Here is a 23,566-nt window from a genome sequence, read left to right as displayed (position 1 = left end):
CGGATGAGAACCGAAAATCAGATTCAATCCAAAATCAATGAACTAACGCTCCAGCGCAGATCCCTGGAGACCCGCCTTGCCCCCCTTGAATCAGACAACTCCCAGCGGGAGAGCCTGAACGCGCAGATCGGCAGACTCGAGGATATGATCCTTATGCTCGAATGGGTATTGAATGCGCCTGCAGGCAAATATCATGCTTAACCCCTGCGGTCAGGACAATATTTTACCGTAGCAGAGGCTGTCCGGATCACCAATATAAGGACCGAACAGATCAATCGGCCGGTAGCCGTGTTTTACGTAGAGTGCGATGGCTTCCGGCTGCTTAATTCCTGTCTCCAGTTTAATCTCCCCGCAGCCGGCAGCTATCGCTCTGGCCTCAAGATGGAGGAGCATTTTGTTCGCAATCCCCTGCTTGCGGCTGCCCGGATCCACGTAGAAACGTTTCAATTCCATGACCTTGCTCCCGCTGTCAAGCGGCCGCAGTCCTCCGCAGCCTACCGGTCTCCCGCTAAGATAAGCCACTACGAAGGTCATCTCGTGAACTTTGGGATCGGAGAAATCCACAACGTAAATCATTTCATGGGGGTACCGCACCTTTAAATCTTCGTCCAGTTGGTTGATTAGCTCGTGCAAGTCCTCATTATCAGGATGGACTTCAACAAATTTCACTTCAGTAACAGATGACATCTCCTGCTTCCCCCGTTTCATCCGGCATACCGGTTTCTTTACATATAACTTTTAAGCGTTTCCTCATACAGCTTAGCATTGTCCTGCTCAAAGCAAATAAACGCAATAGTCTTCAGTGGCAGCACCCGGGAATCCCTGTCTGACACATATTGGACCACTGTAGAAAGCGCCGTCTGGCAGGCCAGCAGCTTCGGGAAATTATAAACCCCCGTGCTGATGTTCGGAAAAGCAATGCTTTGCGCGCCGCGGACAATCGCCATGTCAAGGCTGTTTATATAACATTTGGCCAAAGTTGCGGCCTCTCCTGCACCGCCGCCTTTCCAGATCGGTCCGACGGTATGTATGATCCCCAGGTACGGTAATTTCCCTGCGGTGGTAACAGCAGCTTCCCCCGGCAGGATGCCTCCCTGCTTCTGGCGGATGAGCGCACATTCGGCAGCAATCTGCGGCCCGCCTGCACGATGGATCGCACCATCCACACCGCCGCCTCCATACAATCCCGAGTTGGAGGCGTTCACGATCATATCGCCTTGCCAGGTCGTAATATCTCCTACACTGACTGAGATATCCACATGATTAATATGGATCTGCATGTCCGGTTTCCTCCTTTACTGTAGCCTCCAGATTAATAATCAGCTCTTTCTCACCTTTGCGGGCAGCTTTATCAGGAAATCCGGAATGCTCCATCAGTACACCTTGGATAGCAGCTTTGCGGATATTGTTCACCATCCAGTTTTGTGCATCCCAAAGAATCATTTCTCCGGTACCGGCCGGTACACGGCATAGGGCAAACGTTGTTCCGGATTCTCCCCGAGAGAGCTGCTCACCAGGCTCCGATGACACTGTGTACTGAAATAGGGGAACAGCTCCAGGTCTTTCATCATTCTCCAAAAACCGTTCATTAAACACGGAATACATCAGCATACCCGTGGGGACCGCAGTGCTGTCAGCTTCCTGCTCAGCGATCAGCCTGCTGTTCTGGTAGGCGAGAAGTCCGGCAGCTGCCAGCAGAAATAAGGCAACTCCGGCAATTACAGTTATCATCACTGTCACCAGCCATTCACAACTTTTTAAACCATACCGTTTCTATATTATCATGGGAGGAAGGTGACGGGAAATGGTCTAATGGTGGAATTCAATTTATTCTAAGGGATTTCTATAAAGTTATTTTGAAATATTCATATTAACAGTTGAAACTTCAGTTGGCATGATACATAATGAAGTTATGTACACTGTTTGTCAATCCATATGAAATCAAGGGAGGAATAATTTACAATGAAATTTTTCTTGGATACTGGAAACATTGAAGAAATCAAACGTATTACCCGCCTAGGATTAGTGGATGGCGTGACGACTAACCCGTCGCTGATCGCCAAAGAAGGCAGACTGTTCAAAGATGTAATTAAAGAAATCGTTGAGATTGTACCTGGTCCTGTAAGTGCAGAGGTTATTGGCCTTACAACCGAAGAAATGCTTAAGGAAGCCTTCGAAATCGCGGAATGGGCACCTAACGTAGTTATTAAACTGCCGATGACCGAAGATGGACTGGCTGCCTGCTACGAGCTGACTAAAAAAGGGATCAAGACCAACGTTACCCTCATATTCTCCGCCGCTCAAGGCCTGATGGCCGCCAAAGCAGGCGCTACTTATATCAGCCCGTTCGTTGGACGTCTGGATGATATCGGTGTAGACGGTATGAAGCTGATCAAGGATCTCAAAACCATCCTGACCAATTATGGACTGTCTTCTGAAATTATTGCAGCCAGCATCCGCAACATCGCTCACGTAGAGGAAGCAGCCATTGCCGGAGCGCACATTGCAACAATCCCTGGCTCCCTGCTCCCTTCCCTCTGGAAACACCCGCTGACAGACAGCGGCATTGAGCGTTTCCTGAAAGACTGGGAAACTGTTCCGCAAGCGGCTAAATAATAATCAAAGCTAACAACAAATAAGGCACCTCTTCAGAAACTATGTTGGATCTTATGTAAGATCTGATATTTTTCCGGGGGGTGTTTTTTGCTGTATCTTAATTGACAGTTTTAATTGTCATGAATATAATTGTTATGACAACTATTTAGGAAGGAAGATTTGCTATGCCTGATTCCTCACCGCAGCAATTTCTCGGATTCCTGCTCGGCTCCACCCACCGGCGGATTTCAACTGCCTTTGCCCGTGTGCTGAAGCCTTACGATATTACCCCTGAACAATGGTCTGTCCTGCTGATGATTGTAGACCGGGACGGAATCAACCAGAAAGAAGTGGCCGCATCGGCAGCCAAGGACCAGCCTACCACTGCCCGAATCGTTGAGCTTCTCCAGAAAAAAGGTTTTATCACAAAAACGATGAACCAGAGTGACCGCCGTGCTTTCCAGCTCTACGCAACCGAGGAGGGCAAGGCACTAATCAACAGCACTCTGGCCCTGGAGCAGCAGGTGATTGATACTGCCGTCACCGGACTGACCTCTGAGCAGCTTGAACAGCTGCGGAAGATGCTTAAGCTCATCTATCACAACACAGGGAACCCACATCAAGAATAGGAGCAATTCGTATTGAATAATAACTCTGAACGTTTATGGACCAAATCCTTTATCCAACTAACTCTCTGCAATCTGCTGCTGTTCACCGGCCTGCAGATGACCTTATCCACCCTGCCGGTTTATGCTGAAGGAACCCTTCATGCTTCCTCCGTGCAAATCAGTCTCGTAACCAGTCTGTTCGCCTTAAGCGCCATCGCTTCACGGGTATTCGCGGCCAAAGCCATGGAAAAAGGCGGCCGTAATCTGCTAATCTTCCTCGGTCTGGCCATCTCTCTTGCTGCAGTAGCCGGCTACTATTGGTCAGGAACGATTATCGTCCTGCTGCTGATGCGGATGCTCTTCGGCATAGGGTTCGGGATGGCCAGTACCGCATTTCCCACGATGGCCTCAGATGTCATTCCCATCCGCCGGATGGGCGAAGGCATGGGCTACTTCGGGTTGTCCACCAGTCTGGCGATGTCCGCCGGCCCGCTGATCGGACTCAGCCTGCTGCAGGGGCCGGGCTTCGGTTCACTGCTCCTGAGCACCGGCCTTGCGCTTGCATTCATTCTGCCGCTTGGCTACCGCCTGACTAAAAGCCTGCCGGCCAATCACAAAGAACCCGTTCCGGTATCCGCATCTGGCCCTAAGGGCAGTGTATTCCGCAAGCTGTTTATTCCCTGCCTGCTGAATTTGCTGCTGTCCATCTCCTACGGTGGTTTGCTTGGTTTTCTTGCCTTATATGGCCAGGAGGTTCATCTGGAGCATATTGCTTACTTTTTCCTGTTTAACGCTGTGGCCATCGTCATCATACGTCCGGTCTCCGGCAAAATATATGACCGCTTCGGTCCGGCAGCCTTACTCATCCCCGGCAGCCTGTTCATCATTGGCGGATTGATGCTGCTCTCCTTTGCTGCTTCAACCGCTGCACTTTTCCCCGCCGCCATTTGCTATGGCATCGGCTTCGGATCCATGCAGCCTGCGCTACAGACCTGGATGATCCAATCTGTAGATGCGCGGCAACGGGGCATGGCAAACGGCATGTTTTTCAATTCACTCGATTTTGGGGTAGCTATCGGTACTATGCTCCTTGGATCAGTAGCCCTTTATAACTCTTATGCTGTAATGTACCGCTACTCTGCACTTGCTCCTCTTCTTCTGCTGGTCATCTACATCATTATTCTTAGGGTACAGCGCCGCAACCGTACTGCATTATCCGGGTTATCCAGTAAATAATATTCATAAAACACCAAAAGGGCTGTCCCAAAAGCCTTGAAGTGGCTGTTTGAAATAGCCCTCTGTTTTTAAGTAGGATTAACGTGAGCACTTGGGTGGACGCTCCGCGAACGAAACGTTGTTCCAATCGCTGTGCTCTCCAGATTTTTTTCATTCCCCTTAGCGGTGAAAATCCGGAGACCAAGGCAACCGCTACCGCTTTTCCACAATCCTTTCGTTCTCTCCGCTGTTTAAGCGGGAAATGTACTGTAACATTTATTAAAACGCAATAAAGAAATCGCCTTTTGGGATTTCTTTGTACATATACCATGAACCAACTTTGCTGGCCAATGCCCCGATTGCTAAAGTACGAACAGTACCAGATGCTGCTTGGCGACCGGAACAGTTTTAGCAAGCGTCCCGGATGCGACTTTCATGCGGATGAAGGATGACCACATGCGAAATGGTCAACTCAAACCTGGAAACAATGTACTTATTGGTACGGAAAACCAGTTTATTTTAACCTATAGTCTACACCCGAGACCTACTGACACCCGTTGTTTAGAGCCGCATATGGAAAAGGCAAAGAAGATCTTGGGTAAACTTCCGAGGGCAGCCTTCACAACTTTGGCTTCGGTAATGACGTTTCCGAATTTCACGCAGCATGTGTCCGGTGGGGCATATCCACCTGTCCACGGCATCGTCGTAAGTCCAGTTCTCAATTTTTCCGACCTTCTTTTTCCAAGCTTTGCTCTTTTCTTTGTGGTAGCTGCCATATTTTACGACCGCATGACTTCCAGATATGCATAGTTTTCCGCTGCCGTAGCCTGCATCCGCAATCCTGCTTCGGGCATCGAAAAGGTGACGCTTGAGGTCGGTTGACTTTCGCTTGCCCACAATCTATTGAAGCAAGCTGCGAATGACCAAAAACATAGAGCAGCCATTCTCCAGTGACGGGAGAATGGCTGCTCTTTTGACTTTTTTGCGGCTTTAAAAGGAGAAGGATCAGTCTCTGCTCGTAGAAAATCTACTTTTGGGACAGGCCCTTTATTATAACAGCCAGGTACGGCGAATCAGCTCTTCAGCGAGGCTGCAGTCACAGACTCACGGGCTGCAGCAGGCAAAAAGCGGCTAAGCTGCCCCAGACTGTAGATATGAAGCAGATGCATTGCGCGGGTGCAGGCTGTATAGAACAATTTGCGTTCATTTTCTCTGCTGTATTTATGGTCCGAACCGTCGTAAATAATAACCGCATCGAACTCAACTCCTTTGGCCAGATAAGCCGGGAGAACCAATGTGCCCTTCTGAAAATTAGGGGTCTCCTTGGTAACCAGTCTGACCGGAAGCCTGTTCTGAAGCTTGGCATGCACATCTGCGCTCTCCTCTGCTGTTTTGCAGATGACCGCCACATAATGATAACCGGCAGCATGCAGATTCAGCACATCCTGCTCCACTGAAGCCAGCAGCTCAGACTCAGTGTTCACTACAGTTAGGGATGGTGTCTCCCCACGGCGGTTAAAGGGAACGATCCGTTCCCCGCCCGGAATCATCGCCCGCGTAAACTCAACAATCTCGTAGGTCGAGCGGTAGCTGCGGGTCAGGGAGATGACCTCCGTATTTTCCTCACCGTAAATACTCACCAGGCCGGCCAAGTCACCCAGCACTTCTCCCTGGGCATAGATCGCCTGGTTTAAATCGCCGAGAACCGTCATCTTGGCCCGCGGGAACAGCCGGCGCATGAACTCCAGCTGGAACGGGGAGTAATCCTGTACTTCATCGACAATCACGTGGCGGATCAACGTATTCGTCCGGAAGCCTTGGCTGAGTTCCTTCAGGTAGAGAAATGGAGTCGCATCTTCATAAGCAAGCTCTCCGGCAGCGAGGGTATCCAGCGTCATTGCACAGATTTCAGCCCATGCCTCCGGCAAAACGCTTTCGCCATTCAGACTGTCAATTAACTGACGGTCGGTAAACAGCCTGCTGTACAGCCCCTTTACATCAACGAAACGTCCACGTTTGGTCCAAACACGGAGCGGCTTCAGGCGCTGACTGACAATGTAGCGGGCCAGCATGCTCTTTTCGGTATCAAAATCATCAAAGCTGTTGTCATGTCCGCCGCCTTTGCGCCGTGTCATCTGATAAGCACGCTGATAATCGCTGGAATCAAGCACTTCTATCTGATCTTCCACCCAGGAGGCACTGCGCTCTTCCACACTGAAGGCGGCTATTTTTTTGAGCAGCCAGCCTGTCATAAGGTCGATCCGGTTCGCCAGCTTAATATTAGAATCATAAGCATAAAACTGCCGTTCCATCTCTTCTTTGCTGACAACTGCCCTTCCCTGGAACATCAGCGGTTTAAACTTCATGCCCTCATGTTCCAGCAGATTCACATAACGCCGGATAGCATCCAGAAAAGCAACAGAGGATTTATAGCCAATCCCTTCACGGCGCACAGCCGCAGCCGGACCATCCGGCGCGTTGAGCAGGCTCTCCGTCTGGCTGAACACATCCTCCAGCTGGAATTCCTGGCCCAGCCGGTGTTCCAGATACATCTGGAATGTAGTCTGCTGCATATTTTCTTCGCCAAGCTCAGGGAGAACTGTGGATACATAGCTGTTAAACAACGGATTCGGTGAGAACAGAAGCATCTGATCCGCCTGCAGCACCTCACGGTACTTGTAGAGCAGATAAGCGACTCGTTGCAGCGCTGCTGATGTTTTGCCGCTTCCGGCCGCCCCTTGAACCACCAGCATCCGGCTCCGGTCATTACGGATTACGGCATTCTGCTCTTTTTGAATCGTTGCGACAATACTCTTCATCCGGTCATCCGCACTGTGGCTGAGCACCTGCTGGAGCAATTCATCACCGATGGTCATCCCTGTATCAAACATTACCTCAATGATGCCGTTGTCGATTACAAACTGGCGTTTTAGCTCCATGGTGCCGTTCACCAGGCCGCCCGGTGTCTCATAAGCTGCGGGACCGGGGGCGCCGTCGTAATACAAGCTGGAAATCGGCGCCCGCCAGTCATAGATCAGGAATGTGCCGTTATCCTCCATTAAAGATCCGATTCCGAGATAGATTTTCTCTGCCCCGCTATCTCCGCTCTCAGAGAAATCAATCCGTCCGAAATACGGAGAGACCACCAGCTTCTTATATTTCTTAAGCGCTTTGCTGGACTGCAGGTGATGGCGCTCCCGTTCATTCAGAATTTGCGCCTGCTGCCGCAGGCTTGTAGAAGTTTCACCCAGATCATCCGGGCTGCTGAAGTTCACGGTAACCTCTTCCCAGAAATCTTTGCGCATATCTACCACATCGCTACGATGAAGACCAAGCTCCTCCGATAATTGCCGGATACGGGAAGTAAGCAGCTTTGTAATTCCCGTTACCCTCTCCTGTTCCGCCTGCCACTCGCTATCATGTTTCTCCAATGCATTTCATCCCCTTTGGAAGGTTGACATTACAATTCGTGCGTGTTATAATTAAATTGACTATCTATGTCTAAATATTATCATCTTTCGATATCCTTATATTCTAACAACTTCGTTGCACTTTTTCAAGTCGAATAGTGCTTCGTGACGTTCTCTAGGATGTTTTTTATACTATGTATATGATCCGGCCCCTGGGGCCGGATTTTTTGCTTGTGCAATTATTCTTTCTCATCCCCATTCTGCCGGTTGATCTGATCCGCCAGTTTGTCGAGACGTTCGAGCTGGTATCCATAATCATAAATCGCCGCTGCCACAACTGACAAGCGTAATTGTCCCGATTTCTCAGGATCATACCCCTGAATCGCCGCATTCAGAAAACTGTCATTGTCGTCTCCGAGCGGCTCTGAGTCATTAGCACCCGGCTTCAGCTTATCTTCGAACTTAAGCAGAATATACTCATGGTATTTGATCAGCTGCTCTAAATGCCTGTCAAACAGCTCATCCGTCCGCTCCGTCCGCTCTGCCTGGAAATAATGCCGGTCTACCGCTTCCAGCACTTCAAACCCTTTTTGCAAAGAATGCAGCAGATTCTTATACACCACCATCTGTCTGGTCTGGCTGTATTTGGCCCGGCGCAGCTGCTTCTGCTCTTCCTCAAATAAAGCATATTTGTCAGCCAGCGCTTTTATCGAGCCCTCGAGCGCATTCTTCTCATCCCGAAATACACTCTCCTTCATCTCATGCGAAACTGCAGTCCGCAGCAGCAGCGAAAGTCCGGTAAACACGGTTTCGATCTGCTGGATATACTGCTTGCGCGGCTTCGGCGGAAATACACTGATATTGATGATAAATGCAGAGACAATCCCCGTCAGTGTAAGCAAAAACCGGGTCAGCGCAAACTCCCACTGTCCGGAAGCCTCCATCACCGAAATGACCGTAACCAGAGTCAGGCCGATGGTATCGGCACGGTTCATCTTCATACTTATCATAATGACCAGGATACATACAAGTCCGACCGCTATCGGTTCATTGGACAGCAGCATACCCCCAAGCAGCGCCAGCACAGCGCCCATGGTACTCGTCTGAATCTGGTCCAGGAAATAACGCCATGAACGGTAGATTGACGGCTGCATGGCAAAAATTGCAGCAATCGCCGCACCGACAGGAGAAGTGAAATTCAGCAGAGCGGATAAATAGAGGGCAAGGGTAACTGCCATTCCTGTTTTTAGTATGCGGGCGCCAAAAGCCAAATCCATCCCTCCTAAAGTTTTGTATAGCATAGACTCCACTGAGATTCTTCGACAAAACTCGCTTCGGAAGCATATGCCTAAAGTTTTGTATAGCATAGACTCCATTTGAAGTACTTCGGCAAAACTCGCTTCGGAAGCATACGCTTTAAGTTATGTTCACACCTTTTATGTATATCCTCGGAAGCTTCGGTCAATCTCTAATAGAGTACAAATGTAATTACCCATGAAGCAGGAAGACGAATTTTAGAAAGTCTTAAGCTGGCTTTCAGAATTCTTTCAGCTTCCCGGGAATACTGATTACGGCAGTACCATCACATACCCGAGAGGTGACCCCATGAATAGCAGCATTAAAAGAATGACTGCATTTGCGGCAGCCGTCATGCTAAGCCTGACACCGGCAGCTGTATTTGCAGAGAATTCTTCCGGCAGCACGCCCGTACCATCAGCGGACAGTGTTCAATCCGGTCAAGAACAGCCGTCGCATCCGCATCACGCGCGGGGATTCAGGGCAGGAGGACCTTTTATCCTGAGTGAAACCGCCAAACTGCTGGATATGGACCGCGCTGAGCTGATGAACAGCCTGAAGAGCGGACAATCCCTTTACAGCCTGGCAAAGGAAAAAAAGGGCTGGAGCGAAGATCAATATATACAGAAGCTGAGCGACGCGGCAAGCCAGAAACTGGATGAGTCCATACAGGACGGCCAGCTCACAAAGGATGAAGTCAAAAAGCTGAAGGCGGGTCTTCCCGCGCTTCTGAAGCTTAGCATCAGTAATGCCACAAATGCCCATAAAGGCAAACCGTCAGAGCAGCCGCTCAAGACCAAGTAATGCATTATAATACGGATACCTTAGCAAAGCTAGCCGCTGGTATCCGTATTTTTTGGTACGGCCAAGTTTATTTCCGCCGCCTTCTGCTCCGGTATGCCTCGAAACCTGCGATAGACAACATCAGCCAAGCCCCGCTGGCAGCGTACCCCCCGATAACATCGCTGGGATAGTGGACACCCAGATAAACCCGGCTCCAGCCAATGCCGGCTGTCATCAAGACAGTAAACAGAATTAGCAGAATCCTCTGCGCTCTATACCGCATATGACGCCAGAGCAAATAGGCAACAGCCCCGTACAAGGAAAAAGCCGCCATGGAATGCCCGCTGGGAAAGCTGAAACCTTCCTGTTCGATCAGGCGGTGAATGGTAGGCCGCTCGCGGCGGAACCACAGCTTGAACAATGTATTTAGAAGCTGCGAGCCTAGTGCAACCCAGACAAACAGGATCAGTTCCATGCGGTGTTTAAGCACTAGGAACAGCAGTGTTATAGTCACCAGTGATAGGACAACAACAAACCAAGTCGAACCTATCAGGGACAGGTTTTTGGCTATCACAGTAAGTACTGGCGACTCTGCTGACTGTACATTACGTGTGATGAAGTTATCAAAGGAAGCGGTCCGGTCGAACATCACTAGTACGGCAATGACAGTAAAGCCCAGCAGAAACCCCAAGAACAAGCGGCCCCCTCTAGACCAGTTCCGATAATAAAGCATAACTACCCCCTTGTTTATTTTGTAGACTGGGAAGTCATTTCCTGGGATAGGGGTTCTCGTGTTATAATGAACCCGGAAGTCAATTCATAAAAGATGGAGTGCTGCCAAGTGGAAAGTCTAAAATTACAGGAACGTTTGTTGAACCAGTGTATTTCAACAAAGGTGCCCGTGACGATTTTTACAACCAATGGGGTCAAGATGCAGGGACTCGTTACCTCATATGACGCTTATACAATTACTCTGCAGGGCCAGGGTGATGGCAGACAGAACGTTTTGTTCAAATCTGCGGTCTCGACAATCGTGCCGTTAAAGCCCGTCTCGCTTAAATAAGCTACTCTTCCCTTATCATTTCAGCTTCTTCAATCCGACAAACGAACATAGCAGCACTAATTCAAAAGGAACACCGGAGCTAACCCGTCCGGTGTTCCTTTTGCCGTTGTTCAGCCGGAATAAATGGCCGCTCCCAATAATCGCTATAATTCTCCTAGACAGGGAATACAGCCGGCTTCACACAAACAGGCTTGGACAGCTCAGCAGTATTGCCGGTAAAGCTCAGCCGGCCGCTGGCTGTATCCATTGAGAACACCACCAGGTTATTTTCGTCGCGGTTGGCAACGATTAAGTATTCTCCGTCTGGGGTCACAGTGAAGTGACGCGGATGCCCGCCTCGAGTGGACACATGCTCCACCAGGGTCAATGCTGCCGTATCCGGATTCACAGCATAGACTACAATACTGTCATGACCACGGTTGGAGCCGTATAAGAAACATCCGTCCTTCGAGAATGCGATCTCAGCGCAGCTATTCTTTGCCGCCGGGAAATCTTGAGGCAGTGTAGAAAGAGTAACTGCAGTCTGCAACGTTCCTTCCTCGATGTCATAGAGGAACGAAGTGACTGTGCTGTTCAATTCGTTAATAACATAAGCCGATTTGCCGTCCGGGTGGAAGACAAAATGCCGCGGACCTGCGCCAGGCTGTACCTTAGTTTCGCCATGAGCCTCAAGGGTATTCTGATCCCGGTTAATGCGGTATGATCGGATCAGATCAAGACCAAGGTCGGAAACGAACAGGTACCGTTCATCCAGACTGAAGATAGCCGAATGCGGATGCGGCTTTTCCTGACCGGGGACGGTTCCTTTACCGGTATGTACAGCAGTATCTATGAGCTGCAAGGGCTGGCCGTTCTCATCCACGCTGATTAAGCCAACCAGGCCGCCGTGATAACTGCAGACAACCATATATTCACTATCTGCATCCCTGTTAATATGGCAAGTTGTGGTTTGTCCTGCTCCGAGAGCTGGCATCGTGGGAATCCGGTTCAATTCGGTCAGCTTACCGGTCTGCGGATCAATCGCGAAGGAGACTATCTCGCCTTCTTTGCCGCCTTCACCATTCGCCTTCTCCCCAATTGCATATAAACGATGATTCGCAGCGTCCACGTTAACAAAGGTAGGGTTAATAATGCCTTGTACACTATCCAACAGGTCTAACGTGCCCCCGGCTTCTCCGTTAAATTCATACACCTGCACTCCATTTTCCGCCGCACTCGCGTAGGAGCCGGTAAACAATAACAGCTTTGAATGCTCATTCATCTCGGTATTCCTCCTCCATTAGTCCATCCGGTGTTTATGCATACCAGCCGTCTTTAATTCAGCAGCCATCTTTATAATTTACAATTTTTCTGCGTCTATGACAAATGCAACGGAAAAAATGACAAAAAACATTTCAAAAATAAGACTTCTCAAGAGAAAAGAAATATGCTATAATGAAAGCGCTAACATCTGTCTTTTATTTTGTATAAAGGGGGAACACGAATGAGCAGCCTGCTGGAAGCCAGAAACGTATATGAGGACTTCGAGGTGGAAACAGACATTCTGTTCTTTAAGGTCGGAGACCATGATTTGGTCATCTTTCACGGCAGAAACTATAACATTAAAAAGAGAATGACTGCCGAGCAACTGAACCGCTTATTGTCGAATCCCAGTTATTATCATGTCTACGGGGGTTGCTACGTAAATCTGAATAAGATCAGCGCAATTGAAGACGACTGTATCTATTTCGGAGAAAAGGGCCTCTACGCCAAAAATGTCCGTGTACCCAGACGGAAACAGGAAAGCATACGCCATTTGCTGAAAGGGCTTACTTCTTAAGCATTTGAAGTTGAGCATAAGAACGCTTAATCAGTTCCTCTTATGCATTCTTTTAACTTCTACAACTAAGCCGGAGGTGCGTGGGGATCCCATGCTTCTCCGGCTTTTTCCTTTATATTAATGAAAACTTAAAAAGAAAATGTGCTTTTTTATACTTTCTTAAGGTTTGGAATCATGATTTCTGGTAAAGTTGTAGAAAGACAGGCATCACCTATATCGAAGGGAGTCATTACTTATAATGGACAAAAAAGAATTTGAAGGCAATGAGCAACAAAGTACCAGCAGTACACCGGAAGAGGTTAACGCTTCCGTAAACAACAATGAAGATTCACTCGACGCAGAAGCAGTACCTGCTCCTGTAGAAGAAGTTACTGCTTCAGAAGAAGCCGCACACAAACCGGCACATATCGCTGCACCAGCCGGCGTTACTGAAACTGTTCCTGTAATGAGCAAAGTTGGCGGCAGCACTCCTCCTCCTTCCCCTGCTTCCAAAGGCGGCAAAGGATGGATGATCGCTTCCATCGTGCTCGCTGCAGCACTGATTATTGTCCTAATCAAACCGCCATTCCAAAAAGATGACAGCAGTACAGCGGTAGCTTCCGTGAATGGGACGGATATTACCAAGGCACAGCTGTATGATAAACTCGTTGAAGCCGGTGGTGAATCAACCCTCCAAAATCTGATCACCACTACACTCGTAGATCAGGAAGCCAAGAAAGCCAACATCACCGTTACCGATGAAGATATCAATACGGAGATTGAAGATTTGAAGACCCAGTTCGGCGGTGAAGAGGCACTGAACTCCGCATTGGCTCAAAGCTCGATGACACTTGATGATCTTAAGAAGCAAATGCCACTGCAGGTCGAGATCCGCAAGCTGCTTGAACCGCAGGTTAAGATTACGGATGAAGATATCTCAAAATACTATACAGAAAATAAAGCTACCTTCAACCAGGAAGAAGAAGTTCGCGCTTCCCACATCCTTGTTAAAACCAAGGAAGAAGCCGACGCTATCGTTCAACAGCTTAAAGACGGTGCCGATTTCGCTACTCTGGCTAAAGAGAAATCCTCGGATACCGGATCGAAAGATAAGGGCGGAGATCTCGACTTCTTCAAAAAAGGAGACATGGTTGCCGAGTTCTCGGATGCCGCCTTTAAGCTTAAGGTCGGAGAAACCAGTGGTGCTGTGAAGACCGAATACGGTTACCACGTTATTAAAGTGACTGACCGCAAAGAAGCAAAAGAATATACGCTGGAAGAAAAGAAAGACGACATCAAAAAGACGCTGATTTCCCAGAAGGTTTCCGAAATGTCTTCCACTTGGCTCCAGGATCTGACGGCCAAAGCTAAAATCACTAACACGCTAACTGATAAAGCGGAAGCATCTGCTTCCCCTGAGGCTAGCGCAGAAGCAGCAGCAACGGAAGCTCCGGCTACTAAATAATTAAGCGCAGCAAACAGGCCCGGCGGATTCCGCCGGGCCTGTTTGCTGCGCTTACAATCAGATTATTATCCTATTATGTGTTTTTCTTGCGGATTTGTTTATCGTGATTCTCGCCCCATTCCTTGGCCTGTGCCGTAGCAATGGAGATCGCCCGCCCTTCATCATAGCCGTCCTCCAAAAGTGCATTGGCGATTTCAATCGCCTTGTTGCGCACGGGAGCCATGAAATTCTTCAGCGAGTCCGGATAATCATCTTTGTTCCAAGGCATAACAAAAACCTCCTTGATCAGGTTATAGTTATACTTAGCCTGATCAAGGAGGTTCTAAACATTTCTGTGATGTGCTTATTTCAACACTTTTACACGTTCTTCAATCGGCTGGAATTCTTTTTCCCCTGGAGGGGTAACCGTCTTGCCGAATGGCATTTGGGCAATCAGCTTCCACTCTGCCGGAATTCCGAACGTTGCTTTTACTTCGTCGTCAATCAGCGGGTTGTAGTGCTGGAGGGAAGCGCCCAGACCTGCTTCAGCAAATGCCGTCCACACGACAAACTGCAGAATACCGGAGGATTGGTTAGACCAAATCGGGAAATTATCTGCATACAGCGCAAAATTCTCTTGGAGACTCTTCACGACTGTCTGGTCTTCGAAGAACAATACTGAGCCGTAGCCGGCTTTGAACGAAGACAATTTTTGTGCTGTACCTTCGAATTGCTCAGTAGGTACAATCTTACGCAGCGTTTCTGCTGTTATATCCCACAGCTTGTCGTGCTGTTCCCCCAAAAGAACAACAGCTCTGGAGCTTTGGGAGTTAAATGAAGTCGGGCTATGTAATACCGCCGCTTCAACAATATCCTTGATTTGTGCATCGGAAACCGGGGATTCTTTGCTGATGGCGTATACGGAACGTCTTGCTTCAACAGCTTCCAGGAATGTTTTGACATAAAATAACTACCTCCATTATATTAGTAACTTACTTTTTTATATCATAACACTTTAATTCCGATAAGACAACAACTATTTCACAGCTTTTTCCTAATATCACACGGAATCCCCACACTTATTGTCGCTGTATTCTGGTGATTTATTCACCTTCCACTAATTTCTATAATCACATAGACCATTTTCGAAACACCTCCTATTTTCCGATATACAATGTAGCTGCTGGTAAGCTACAATAATTCAGCCAATTTGCTGAAGGAAGGTCATAAAATATGAAATCATCACCGCAAAAAGCGCTTTTTCCGCTAAAAAAAACACCGCTTTTCACTTTATCTATACTGATTATCTCTGCATCGCTTCTGGGAGGGTGCCGGGACACAATATCGTCAACAGTCTCCATTGAAGCTTCCACAGCCGCTGCTTCCTCAAATCCTAAGGACTATAAACAGCCTGTTTCCTTCTGGGTAGCTACCGACACCCATTATCTTGATAAAGCACTGCAGGACGGCGGTGCTGCCTTTCAAAGCTATGTATCCGGCGGAGATGGCAAAATGCTGCCTTACAGCGATGAGCTGATGGAAGCATTGGTGTATGATGTACAGCAGCAGAAACCTAAATTTCTGATCCTGAGCGGCGATCTGACGAACAACGGTGAAGCGAGCAGCCATAAGCAGCTGGCCGCCAAGCTGAAGCGTATTGAGGAGCTGGGCACCTCTGTTTATGTCATTCCCGGAAATCATGATCTGTTCAATCCTTGGGCAAGATCCTTCAAGGGAGATCAGCAGATTGTTACCGGACATATTACCGATGGGGACTTTACAACGTTATATGCTGATTATGGATATGATGAGGCGATTTCGCGCGATCAGAACAGTCTGAGTTATGTTGTCAGCGCTGCACCCGGATTATGGCTGCTTATGATCGACAGCAGTCAATACCGGAACAATGAGAAATATGGATTTCCGCAGACAGACGGGCGGATTCTGCCTGAGACTTTAGACTGGATGGATGGCTGTGTGAAGCTGGCAGCTGAGCAGCATGCCTCCATCATTACAGTAATGCACCATAACCTGCTCAGCCACACCTCCATGCCTATTTCCGGCTTTAAGCTGAATAACAGTCAGGAAACGATGGAAGTACTGCGCAAGGATGGCCTTAATCTGGTGTTATCCGGTCATATCCACATGCAGGATATCCGCCGCGATCCGGCCTCTGATCAAGAGAGTACAGCTGACTCCGGCGCCCTGCCGGTATATGATATTGCCACAAGTGCGTTTGCCGTCAACCCGCATCAGTATGGTGCCATGACCTTTGATCCGCTCTCCCGGAAAGTCAGATATAATACGCAATCTGTTAATGTTGAGGGCTGGGCCGCAGCGGAAGGAATTACCGACCCCAATCTGTTAAACTTTAAGGCTTATGCTGAGCAGAGCTTTGCCGGGGGGTCTTACAACAAAGCATTAAAGAATCTGCAGGATAGTCCCTTCACGGAAACGGAAAAACAGGCCATGGCGGAAATGATGTCTAAGCTGAATGTGAAATATTTTGCCGGTCAAGCCGCCAGCGCTGCCGCTGAGATCAAAGCTATGCCCGGTTATAAGTTATGGAAGAGTCAAAAGGAAGGATTTATGTCAGGCTATATTGACAGCATGCTGGAGCCGCAGGAAGTGAGTAAGGTATCACTTGAAATGATTCTGACCACACAATAGGAGCCTGGACTCTGTACCAGGTAAAATCCCATTGGAACTAATAGATACCAAAAAGGCCGGAGCCCTGATTTCAGGAGCTTCGGCCTTCTTGTGTTATACGTAATAAGTTATACTACGGCCGGTCAATATAAATATAACCTTCCTCATCCTTCTCTACTTTGGCATGCAGCGCCTCTGCAAGGATGCGGAGCGGCACATAGGCATCGCCGTATTCATCAACGAATACCGGCTGTGGAAGCTTCACAGTAGCGCCTTTAATGAGCGCCTGATCGGAACCGATTTTGAACACCAGCTTATCGCCGTAGACATCATCGGTAACTGTAATCGCCCGGTTTGCACCATCCCATGTCACGGCTGCATCAAGGTCTTCTGCCACGTAACGCAGCGGAACATAAGTTGTGCCTCTATCAACAATCGGATAATAATACTCATCATCCGGAGCAATGACTAAGGTTCTCGCCGTAATGCCTAAATCATCTTTAAGCAGGTTGTAAACAGTAGAACCCGTTTCAAAGCTGCGAAGAGTTTCACCTGGTGTAAGATTTGCTGAAGACAGATCCAGTGCACCTTCTGTAGAGATCGGATCAGCTGTAACCGGTCCATTCACATTCCAGGTCTGACTTTCCATCTTTATCGAAAGGCTCTGGATCGGCAGATCTTCGCTGGCTGGAAGTGCAACCTTAAGATCAACATTCTGCTTACGGATGTGCAGCCCGCTGTCCACGAATAAATCCACCTGCAGCTTCGTATCTTTGCTGAGAACGGTCTTCAGCTCAGGAGTAGATTCATAAAGACTTTCGAGCTGTTTATCATAAACAAGCAGCAGCGCATCCACAGCCAGCTTAGCAGCATCATGGGCTACGGTTACAACACCTTCTTTGTCATTCAGCGGAATCTCACCAAATCCAAGATCGTTCAGCTCTGAATCAACATCAGCTGCGGTCAGAACCGGATACAGGTAATCGTAGAGGCCGCTGATCAAAGCAGTAAAGCCTTCTGTATCTTTGGAGACTGATTTTAGGAACCCCTTCACTAAAGCAGGCAGCTCATCACCTGTGATCTCCGTATGTAGCTTAGTCAGATTCAGCTGCTGGCCATAGACGTTTTCACTTACCGAAGAAGCACTGATGGCGGCTGGGTTCGGAAGATTCTTCACGACAAACCCTGTAACGAGCTTGGAGATATCCTGGATTTTGGCCTGATCCAATCCTTCAATGCCCATGGAATCTTGATAGCTCTCCAGCGGGAAGTAGAACGGTTGCTTCGCACCTTCAGCAGTGAACACAACCGCTTCCTTATCCATAAAGAAGGTAAACGGCACAACGGATTGTTTGTACGTAACCGATCCGGCAGCAGAAACATTACCGTTATCCTGCAGCTTTACATGAGCGATATTCACTGAAAAAGAATTAATAAGGTCGATTATTTCCCGGTCTTCACTGGTTATTCCGCTTGCCGGAACCACATTTAATGCAAAGGTTGTACTTGATTCCGAAGACTTAACATCCAGACCCCCCAGCAGTGCCTTATTGACATCCAGACCGCCAACGCTTTGGCAACCAGCCAGAATCAGCAGCAGTGCCAGAACCGGCATCAGCCACTTTGTTCGTGCTTTCATTTTCCTCATAGCAAGACTCCTTTTACGAATATTGTTTAAATCTATCCATCAACTCAAATGAGGAAGGACCTGAAGTGGCAAGGCCGATATGTAAAAAAATCATAAAGTGAGCAGACTTCACCACTCAATAGTTACCCATTCTTTGGAAGTCAGAATCTTCACTGCTGCCAGCACCGCCAGATGAGCCGGATAAAAGGACCACCACACCCAGCGCGGCAGCCTTTTTTTCTCCAGAAAGCCCCATACCCCTGGTGTTAAGGCAATGAATATTGTAGGAACAATGCTGAACAACTGGACCAGCCAGCCGCTATAAAATAAATAGAAGCCATTTAGCAAAAAATGTCCCGCAATCAGCCAGTAGGAGCGTGCATAACGAAAAAATAGTACCAGAATGAGCCCATAGGCATTGTAATCGACCGGAAAATAATCCATCAGAAAAATTGCCGCCAGTACAACCGGAATGCCAAGCCAGAGCGACGGCAGTTTATCCAGAATGACCAGTACGACGGCGGACAGCAGCAGCGTAAAAACAACATTCCAGCCGCCGGGGTCCAGCGCTAAATTATAAGGAATCTGGGCAATTAAGGCAATCAGGAACAGCCTCCGCAAATATCGGGGCCTTGATTTAGTATGTATATGCCCTTGCACCAGCGCGTAGCAGTATATCGGAAAAGCAATCCTTCCAATGTATCTCCAGCCAAGCTCTCCCGGGAAAAAAATATAGCCGATATGGTCAATCAGCATTGTCAGCATTGCAATAATCTGCATCTCCGGCCTCCTGTAAAGTTCATCAGGTGAAAGCTGACTTCACATGATTGCATGGACAATTATTTGTGCCTGCATCCATATCCTACAAGATATACGTCTATTAACACAAGTTGTTCCACCGGATATCCAAAAACAAAAGCCGGTTCCCCGGCAGATCGGGAAAACGGCTCAGCATTTGTTCTATTACATCAGACTTCGCGTCTAAGCTGTCTTGGACTTGTTGTAAATATCGAAGCCCACCGCGAGCAGCAGCACCAGTCCTTTGATCCCCTGCTGCCAATCGACACCGAGACCTACCAGGGACATTCCGTTATTCATGACGCCCATGACCAGACCGCCGATAATCGCCCCAACCACCGTTCCGATTCCGCCCGAAGCCGATGCTCCTCCGATGAAGCAGGCTGCAATGGCATCCAGCTCAAAGTTGGTGCCCGCTTTCGGTGTTGCGGAGTTAAGGCGTGCTGCAAAGACCAGACCGGACAATGCGGCCAGGACGCCCATATTAACGAATACCCAGAAGGTCACCCGTTTGGTTTTCACACCGGAGAGGCTGGCTGCCTTCTCGTTCCCGCCCAGTGCATAGATATGACGGCCCATCGTCATGTTGTTCATGACAAAGGAGTAGATCGCAATCAGTACCAGCAGGATTACAAGGATGTTCGGAATCCCGTTATATTGGGCAAGAACGAAGGTGAACAGATTAATTACGACAACCAAGGCAGCCGCTTTGGCAATGGGAATCCATACCGGCGGAAGCTCAAACCCGTATTTCACGGAGGTTTTGCGTGTTCTGAATTCCTGATAGACGATCAGGACGGAAAGAATGATGCCTGCGGCCAGCGTCAGTACATTCAGTGAGCTTCCGCTGATGAGATCCGGGATGAAGCCGGAGCTGATTTTTTGAAAAGCTTTGGGAAAAGGGGCAATCGACTGCCCGTTCAGTACAATCATCGTTAACCCGCGGAACAGCAGCATACCTGCCAGAGTAACGATAAACGCCGGGATTTTGATATAGGCAACCCAGAACCCCTGCCAGGCACCGACAAGCGCCCCCATCAGCAGGGAGAGGATGACGGCAAGCACAGGATTCATCTGCATATCCACCATCATAATCGCTGACAGTGCCCCGATGAAGGCGGCAACAGACCCTACGGAAAGATCGATATGTCCGGTGATGATAACCAGCACCATGCCGATAGCAAGCACCAGAATATAGCTGTTTTGCAAAATAAGGTTCGTGATGTTAAGCGGCTTAAGCAGAATGCCGTCCGTCAGAATCTGAAAGAAGACAGAAATAAAGATTAAGGCAATAATCATGCCGTATTGGCGGATATTCTTTTTGAAAATTTCACTGATTGCTCCCATATGGTGCTACCCCCTGCTTCGTGTCATATATTTCATCAGCAGCTCTTGCGTGGCGTCCTGCCGTTCAACTTCCCCCGTAATCCGTCCTTCGCACATGGTATAAATCCGGTCGCACATCCCGATAATCTCCGGGAGCTCGGAAGAGATCACCAGTACGCCTCTTCCTTCTGCCGCCAATCCGTTGATGATCGAGTAGATTTCATATTTGGCACCCACATCGATCCCCCTGGTCGGCTCATCCAGAATAAGCACATCAGGCTGGGCATAGATCCATTTGCTGAGAACCACTTTTTGTTGATTACCGCCGCTTAGATTGACTGTTTTCTGCAAAATGCTAGGTGTCTTAATGTTCAATTTCCTGCGGTATTCCTCAGCCACCAGCACTTCCTCATTTTCATTGATTACGCCCCGGCGGGACAGCTTCTTCAGGCTGCTAAGTGAAATATTGCGTTTAATATCGTCAATGAGGATCAGCCCATATTGTTTGCGGTCCTCCGTTACATAGGCCAGTCCGCCTTCAATGGCTTGGTTGATGTTATTTAAATGGACCTCTTCGCCATGCATGTACAGCTGTCCGCTGATCCGCTTGCCGTAGGATTTGCCGAATACACTCATCGCCAGCTCTGTCCGGCCTGCGCCCATCAGACCGGCAATACCGACGACTTCCCCGCGGCGGATATGCAGATTGATCTGATCGAGCATTTTGCGTTCAGCCTGCGTAGGGTGATATACCTCCCAGTTACGGATTTCGAAGATGGTCTCCCCGAGTTCCGGTGTCCGCTCAGGATAACGGTTAGTCAAATCCCGGCCGACCATACCTTTAATAATGACATCCTCTGTAACCGCATCCACCTTCATATCCAGTGTCTTGATGGTTTGGCCGTCCCGTAAAATCGTTACCGAATCCGCTACCTTCTCGATTTCGTTCAATTTGTGTGAAATGATAATCGATGAGATTCCCCGCTTCTTCAGCTCAAGGATCAGGGTCAGCAGATTCTCGCTGTCATCCTCGTTCAGCGCCGCTGTCGGCTCGTCGAGTATAAGCAGCTTCACTTCCTTAGAGAGTGCTTTGGCAATCTCCACCAGCTGCTGCTTCCCCACACCTATTGTGGATACCCGGGTAAGCGGTGATTCCTGAAGGCCAACCGTCTCCAGCAGCTCCTTCGTCCTCACCGTTGTCTCACTCCAGTTAATCACCCCACGATTTGCCCTTTCATTGCCGAGAAAGATATTCTCCGAAATCGACAAATACGGAATCAGCGCCAGCTCCTGATGAATAATGACAATCCCCAGTCTTTCACTGTCTTTGATATCCTTGAACTGGCATACCTCACCGCCAAACAGAATATCGCCTTCATACGTTCCATGCGGATAGACTCCGCTGAGCACCTTCATTAGCGTGGACTTCCCAGCCCCGTTCTCCCCGCAGAGTGCATGGATTTCGCCTGCCCTCACCTTAAGGTTCACGTTCGAGAGGGCTTTGACCCCGGGAAAAGTCTTCGTGATGCTCTTCATCTCCAAAATATACTCACTCATCTGCCCTTCACCCAGCTTTCCTTGTTACTGTACAGCGGTATGACGGCGGAGTTTCAGGAGAGAACTGCCGCCGCATGCCGCCAATAGGCTCCAGCCGGTTATTGACCCAGCTGATCTTTGGTATAGTAGCCGCCTTCCACCAGCACCTTATCCACGTTGCTTGCGTCTACAGAGACCGGCTCCAGCAGGTAGGAAGGGACGATTTTGACTCCGTTATCATAGGTAGTTGTGTCATTGACTTCCGCTTCCGTACCTTTCAGCACGCTTTCGGTCATCTGTACCGCTTTTTTGGCCAGCTCACGGGTGTCTTTAAAGACCGTCTGTGTCTGTTCTCCGGCGAGGATCGATTTCACAGAGGCCAGTTCGGCATCCTGTCCAGTAACAACCGGAAGCTTCTTGTCCCCGGATCCGTAACCAACGCCTTTCAGGGAAGAAAGGATACCGATGCTGATGCCGTCATACGGTGAGAGCACGGCATCAAGGTTATCGCTCGCATAATTGGCACTCAGCAAGTTATCCATGCGCGACTGGGCAGTGGCCCCATCCCAGCGCAGTGTAGCTACCTGCTCCATCGTGGTCTGTTTGCTGCGGACAACCAGCTTACCGGAATCGATATAAGGTTTCAGAATGGACATCGCTCCATCGAAGAAGAAGTAGGCATTGTTGTCATCCGGCGAGCCGCCGAACAGCTCGATGTTGAAGGGGCCTTTGCCTTCTTTCAAGCCCAGCTTTTCTTCAATGTAAGAGCCCTGCAGCACGCCGACTTTGAAGTTATCAAAGGTAGCGTAGTAGTCAACATATTCACTCTTTTTGATCAGCCGGTCGTAAGCAATAACTTTTACGCCTGCGTCATGCGCTTTTTGCAGCACATCAGTCAGCGCCTCTCCATCGATTGAAGCAATGACAAGCGCTTTCACACCTTTAGTGATCATATTCTCAATCTGCGACACCTGATTCTCTACAACATCCTCCGCATATTGCAGGTCTGTCCCATACCCCAGCGCTTCAAATTCCTTCACCATGTTGTTGCCGTCATTCACCCAGCGCTCCGATGATTTCGTAGGCATCGCGATACCCACTTTGCCTTCTTTTCCTTCTGAGCCGCCTGAGCCGTTCCCGTTACTGCAAGCGGACATCATCAGCATTAGAGCAAGCGTCAACATCATTAATGAAACCTTCTTCATCCTGCATACCCCCTGAACTGGTCTGTTGTTCGTCCGAAGCGGGTGCCTCCCGTTCGACAAGTTGAGTATAGCAACCGGTGTATAGCGGCGTATTTACACTGAAGCTACTGTTTTTATAAAAAACAAACCTTTATTGATTGCGTTTTCATAGAAGCTCAAATAAGCACATGCCGCTTATAGCCAGCATGTGCTTATTGAAGGAGTGTACAAGTA

The 23,566-nt window shown here is 48.8% G+C and carries 23 protein-coding genes and 1 pseudogene; 10 read left to right on the top strand and 14 right to left on the bottom strand.

Annotated elements, in window-relative coordinates:
* The first annotated feature begins 3 nt into the window (after positions 1 to 3).
* Positions 4 to 201, top strand: a complete 198-nt coding sequence (locus JRJ22_RS11320) for a hypothetical protein (protein ID WP_206104539.1) — start codon at positions 4 to 6, stop codon at positions 199 to 201.
* Between the two features lie 9 nt (positions 202 to 210).
* On the opposite strand, the gene JRJ22_RS11315 is transcribed toward JRJ22_RS11320, so the two are convergent.
* The 3 genes from JRJ22_RS11315 to JRJ22_RS11305 are packed head-to-tail and all read right to left on the bottom strand — an operon-like array spanning position 211 to position 1,731.
* Positions 211 to 687, bottom strand: a complete 477-nt coding sequence (locus tag JRJ22_RS11315) for a GNAT family N-acetyltransferase (protein WP_206104538.1) — start codon at positions 685 to 687, stop codon at positions 211 to 213.
* 38 nt (positions 688 to 725) lie between these two features.
* Complete coding sequence (locus JRJ22_RS11310; RefSeq protein ID WP_232381179.1) at positions 726 to 1,259, bottom strand: macro domain-containing protein; 534 nt, start codon at positions 1,257 to 1,259, stop codon at positions 726 to 728.
* Positions 1,260 to 1,263: 4 nt separating this feature from the next.
* The gene (locus JRJ22_RS11305) at positions 1,264 to 1,731 is read right to left on the bottom strand and encodes a hypothetical protein (RefSeq protein ID WP_206104536.1); all 468 of its coding nucleotides are present in this window, start codon (positions 1,729 to 1,731) and stop codon (positions 1,264 to 1,266) included.
* Positions 1,732 to 1,962: 231 nt separating this feature from the next.
* Between JRJ22_RS11305 and fsa the strand changes: the two genes are divergently transcribed.
* The 4 genes and pseudogenes from fsa to JRJ22_RS11285 form a co-directional block, all read left to right on the top strand.
* A complete protein-coding gene (gene fsa / locus JRJ22_RS11300) occupies positions 1,963 to 2,616 on the top strand; it encodes a fructose-6-phosphate aldolase (RefSeq protein WP_206104535.1) in 654 nt (217 codons plus the stop codon).
* Between the two features lie 164 nt (positions 2,617 to 2,780).
* Positions 2,781 to 3,224 carry a MarR family winged helix-turn-helix transcriptional regulator gene (locus tag JRJ22_RS11295; protein WP_206104534.1) on the top strand — a complete coding sequence of 148 codons (444 nt, stop codon included), beginning with the start codon at positions 2,781 to 2,783 and terminating at the stop codon, positions 3,222 to 3,224.
* Positions 3,225 to 3,236: 12 nt separating this feature from the next.
* The gene (locus tag JRJ22_RS11290; protein WP_206104533.1) at positions 3,237 to 4,439 is read left to right on the top strand and encodes an MFS transporter; all 1,203 of its coding nucleotides are present in this window, start codon (positions 3,237 to 3,239) and stop codon (positions 4,437 to 4,439) included.
* A 329-nt stretch (positions 4,440 to 4,768) separates the two neighbouring features.
* Positions 4,769 to 4,982: pseudogene (locus JRJ22_RS11285) on the top strand (IS1182 family transposase); the annotation flags it as partial.
* Positions 4,983 to 5,491: 509 nt separating this feature from the next.
* Here the strand turns inward: JRJ22_RS11285 and helD are convergent.
* Both helD and JRJ22_RS11275 read right to left on the bottom strand, forming a co-directional pair.
* A complete protein-coding gene (gene helD, locus JRJ22_RS11280) occupies positions 5,492 to 7,849 on the bottom strand; it encodes an RNA polymerase recycling motor HelD (protein ID WP_206104532.1) in 2,358 nt (785 codons plus the stop codon).
* A gap of 218 nt (positions 7,850 to 8,067) precedes the next feature.
* Positions 8,068 to 9,099, bottom strand: coding sequence for an FUSC family protein (locus JRJ22_RS11275; RefSeq protein WP_206104531.1), 1,032 nt, complete (start codon positions 9,097 to 9,099; stop codon positions 8,068 to 8,070).
* A gap of 334 nt (positions 9,100 to 9,433) precedes the next feature.
* Here JRJ22_RS11275 and JRJ22_RS11270 point away from each other — a divergent pair, with 334 nt between their 5' ends.
* Positions 9,434 to 9,928, top strand: a complete 495-nt coding sequence (locus JRJ22_RS11270) for a hypothetical protein (RefSeq protein WP_206104530.1) — start codon at positions 9,434 to 9,436, stop codon at positions 9,926 to 9,928.
* A gap of 67 nt (positions 9,929 to 9,995) precedes the next feature.
* On the opposite strand, the gene JRJ22_RS11265 is transcribed toward JRJ22_RS11270, so the two are convergent.
* On the bottom strand, positions 9,996 to 10,598 hold the full coding sequence (locus JRJ22_RS11265; protein ID WP_232381108.1) for a phosphatase PAP2 family protein: 603 nt from the start codon (positions 10,596 to 10,598) through the stop codon (positions 9,996 to 9,998).
* Positions 10,599 to 10,748: 150 nt separating this feature from the next.
* On the opposite strand from JRJ22_RS11265, the gene hfq reads away from it, so the two are divergent.
* Entirely contained in the window at positions 10,749 to 10,970 is a 222-nt protein-coding gene (hfq, locus tag JRJ22_RS11260) for an RNA chaperone Hfq (RefSeq protein WP_108721988.1), read from the top strand.
* A 154-nt stretch (positions 10,971 to 11,124) separates the two neighbouring features.
* Here the strand turns inward: hfq and JRJ22_RS11255 are convergent, their stop codons facing one another.
* The gene (locus tag JRJ22_RS11255; protein WP_206104528.1) at positions 11,125 to 12,231 is read right to left on the bottom strand and encodes a lactonase family protein; all 1,107 of its coding nucleotides are present in this window, start codon (positions 12,229 to 12,231) and stop codon (positions 11,125 to 11,127) included.
* A 222-nt stretch (positions 12,232 to 12,453) separates the two neighbouring features.
* Here JRJ22_RS11255 and JRJ22_RS11250 point away from each other — a divergent pair, with 222 nt between their 5' ends.
* Both JRJ22_RS11250 and JRJ22_RS11245 read left to right on the top strand, forming a co-directional pair.
* The gene (locus JRJ22_RS11250) at positions 12,454 to 12,789 is read left to right on the top strand and encodes a hypothetical protein (RefSeq protein WP_206104527.1); all 336 of its coding nucleotides are present in this window, start codon (positions 12,454 to 12,456) and stop codon (positions 12,787 to 12,789) included.
* Positions 12,790 to 13,027: 238 nt separating this feature from the next.
* The gene (locus JRJ22_RS11245; RefSeq protein WP_206104526.1) at positions 13,028 to 14,233 is read left to right on the top strand and encodes a peptidylprolyl isomerase; all 1,206 of its coding nucleotides are present in this window, start codon (positions 13,028 to 13,030) and stop codon (positions 14,231 to 14,233) included.
* A 73-nt stretch (positions 14,234 to 14,306) separates the two neighbouring features.
* On the opposite strand, the gene JRJ22_RS11240 is transcribed toward JRJ22_RS11245, so the two are convergent.
* A complete protein-coding gene (locus tag JRJ22_RS11240; protein WP_206104525.1) occupies positions 14,307 to 14,501 on the bottom strand; it encodes a DUF2188 domain-containing protein in 195 nt (64 codons plus the stop codon).
* Positions 14,502 to 14,576: 75 nt separating this feature from the next.
* Positions 14,577 to 15,161, bottom strand: coding sequence for a nitroreductase family protein (locus tag JRJ22_RS11235; protein WP_206105090.1), 585 nt, complete (start codon positions 15,159 to 15,161; stop codon positions 14,577 to 14,579).
* Between the two features lie 284 nt (positions 15,162 to 15,445).
* Between JRJ22_RS11235 and JRJ22_RS11230 the strand changes: the two genes are divergently transcribed.
* Positions 15,446 to 16,882: a metallophosphoesterase gene (locus JRJ22_RS11230; protein ID WP_206104524.1), complete on the top strand. Its 1,437-nt coding sequence runs from the start codon at positions 15,446 to 15,448 to the stop codon at positions 16,880 to 16,882.
* 112 nt (positions 16,883 to 16,994) lie between these two features.
* On the opposite strand, the gene JRJ22_RS11225 is transcribed toward JRJ22_RS11230, so the two are convergent.
* The 5 genes from JRJ22_RS11225 to chvE form a co-directional block, all read right to left on the bottom strand.
* The gene (locus tag JRJ22_RS11225; RefSeq protein WP_206104523.1) at positions 16,995 to 18,509 is read right to left on the bottom strand and encodes a copper amine oxidase N-terminal domain-containing protein; all 1,515 of its coding nucleotides are present in this window, start codon (positions 18,507 to 18,509) and stop codon (positions 16,995 to 16,997) included.
* Positions 18,510 to 18,617: 108 nt separating this feature from the next.
* Entirely contained in the window at positions 18,618 to 19,268 is a 651-nt protein-coding gene (locus JRJ22_RS11220) for a TraX family protein (RefSeq protein ID WP_206104522.1), read from the bottom strand.
* Between the two features lie 201 nt (positions 19,269 to 19,469).
* Positions 19,470 to 20,633 (bottom strand): multiple monosaccharide ABC transporter permease, encoded by a 1,164-nt coding sequence (mmsB, locus tag JRJ22_RS11215; RefSeq protein ID WP_206104521.1) that lies wholly within the window; start codon positions 20,631 to 20,633, stop codon positions 19,470 to 19,472.
* 6 nt (positions 20,634 to 20,639) lie between these two features.
* Positions 20,640 to 22,169 (bottom strand): multiple monosaccharide ABC transporter ATP-binding protein, encoded by a 1,530-nt coding sequence (mmsA, locus tag JRJ22_RS11210; protein ID WP_206104520.1) that lies wholly within the window; start codon positions 22,167 to 22,169, stop codon positions 20,640 to 20,642.
* 98 nt (positions 22,170 to 22,267) lie between these two features.
* Positions 22,268 to 23,353 (bottom strand): multiple monosaccharide ABC transporter substrate-binding protein, encoded by a 1,086-nt coding sequence (gene chvE / locus JRJ22_RS11205; RefSeq protein WP_206104519.1) that lies wholly within the window; start codon positions 23,351 to 23,353, stop codon positions 22,268 to 22,270.
* Positions 23,354 to 23,566: the final 213 nt, after the last annotated feature.

It is taken from the genome of Paenibacillus tianjinensis (genome assembly GCF_017086365.1).
GTDB lineage: Bacteria > Bacillota > Bacilli > Paenibacillales > Paenibacillaceae > Paenibacillus_AQ > Paenibacillus_AQ tianjinensis.
The sequence above is the reverse complement of the archived record's forward strand: the minus strand, read 5'-3'. Positions and strand labels throughout refer to the sequence as shown.

Coding starts and splice junctions, on each gene's coding strand:
- JRJ22_RS11320 (WP_206104539.1), top strand. CDS start 4: ATGAGAACCGAAAATCAGATTCAATCCAAAATCAATGAACTAACGCTC.
- JRJ22_RS11315 (WP_206104538.1), bottom strand. CDS start 687: ATGTCATCTGTTACTGAAGTGAAATTTGTTGAAGTCCATCCTGATAAT.
- JRJ22_RS11305 (WP_206104536.1), bottom strand. CDS start 1,731: ATGATAACTGTAATTGCCGGAGTTGCCTTATTTCTGCTGGCAGCTGCC.
- fsa (WP_206104535.1), top strand. CDS start 1,963: ATGAAATTTTTCTTGGATACTGGAAACATTGAAGAAATCAAACGTATT.
- JRJ22_RS11295 (WP_206104534.1), top strand. CDS start 2,781: ATGCCTGATTCCTCACCGCAGCAATTTCTCGGATTCCTGCTCGGCTCC.
- JRJ22_RS11270 (WP_206104530.1), top strand. CDS start 9,434: ATGAATAGCAGCATTAAAAGAATGACTGCATTTGCGGCAGCCGTCATG.
- JRJ22_RS11255 (WP_206104528.1), bottom strand. CDS start 12,231: ATGAATGAGCATTCAAAGCTGTTATTGTTTACCGGCTCCTACGCGAGT.
- JRJ22_RS11250 (WP_206104527.1), top strand. CDS start 12,454: ATGAGCAGCCTGCTGGAAGCCAGAAACGTATATGAGGACTTCGAGGTG.
- JRJ22_RS11245 (WP_206104526.1), top strand. CDS start 13,028: ATGGACAAAAAAGAATTTGAAGGCAATGAGCAACAAAGTACCAGCAGT.
- JRJ22_RS11240 (WP_206104525.1), bottom strand. CDS start 14,501: ATGCCTTGGAACAAAGATGATTATCCGGACTCGCTGAAGAATTTCATG.
- JRJ22_RS11230 (WP_206104524.1), top strand. CDS start 15,446: ATGAAATCATCACCGCAAAAAGCGCTTTTTCCGCTAAAAAAAACACCG.
- JRJ22_RS11225 (WP_206104523.1), bottom strand. CDS start 18,509: ATGAGGAAAATGAAAGCACGAACAAAGTGGCTGATGCCGGTTCTGGCA.
- JRJ22_RS11220 (WP_206104522.1), bottom strand. CDS start 19,268: ATGCAGATTATTGCAATGCTGACAATGCTGATTGACCATATCGGCTAT.
- mmsB (WP_206104521.1), bottom strand. CDS start 20,633: ATGGGAGCAATCAGTGAAATTTTCAAAAAGAATATCCGCCAATACGGC.
- mmsA (WP_206104520.1), bottom strand. CDS start 22,169: ATGAGTGAGTATATTTTGGAGATGAAGAGCATCACGAAGACTTTTCCC.
- chvE (WP_206104519.1), bottom strand. CDS start 23,353: ATGAAGAAGGTTTCATTAATGATGTTGACGCTTGCTCTAATGCTGATG.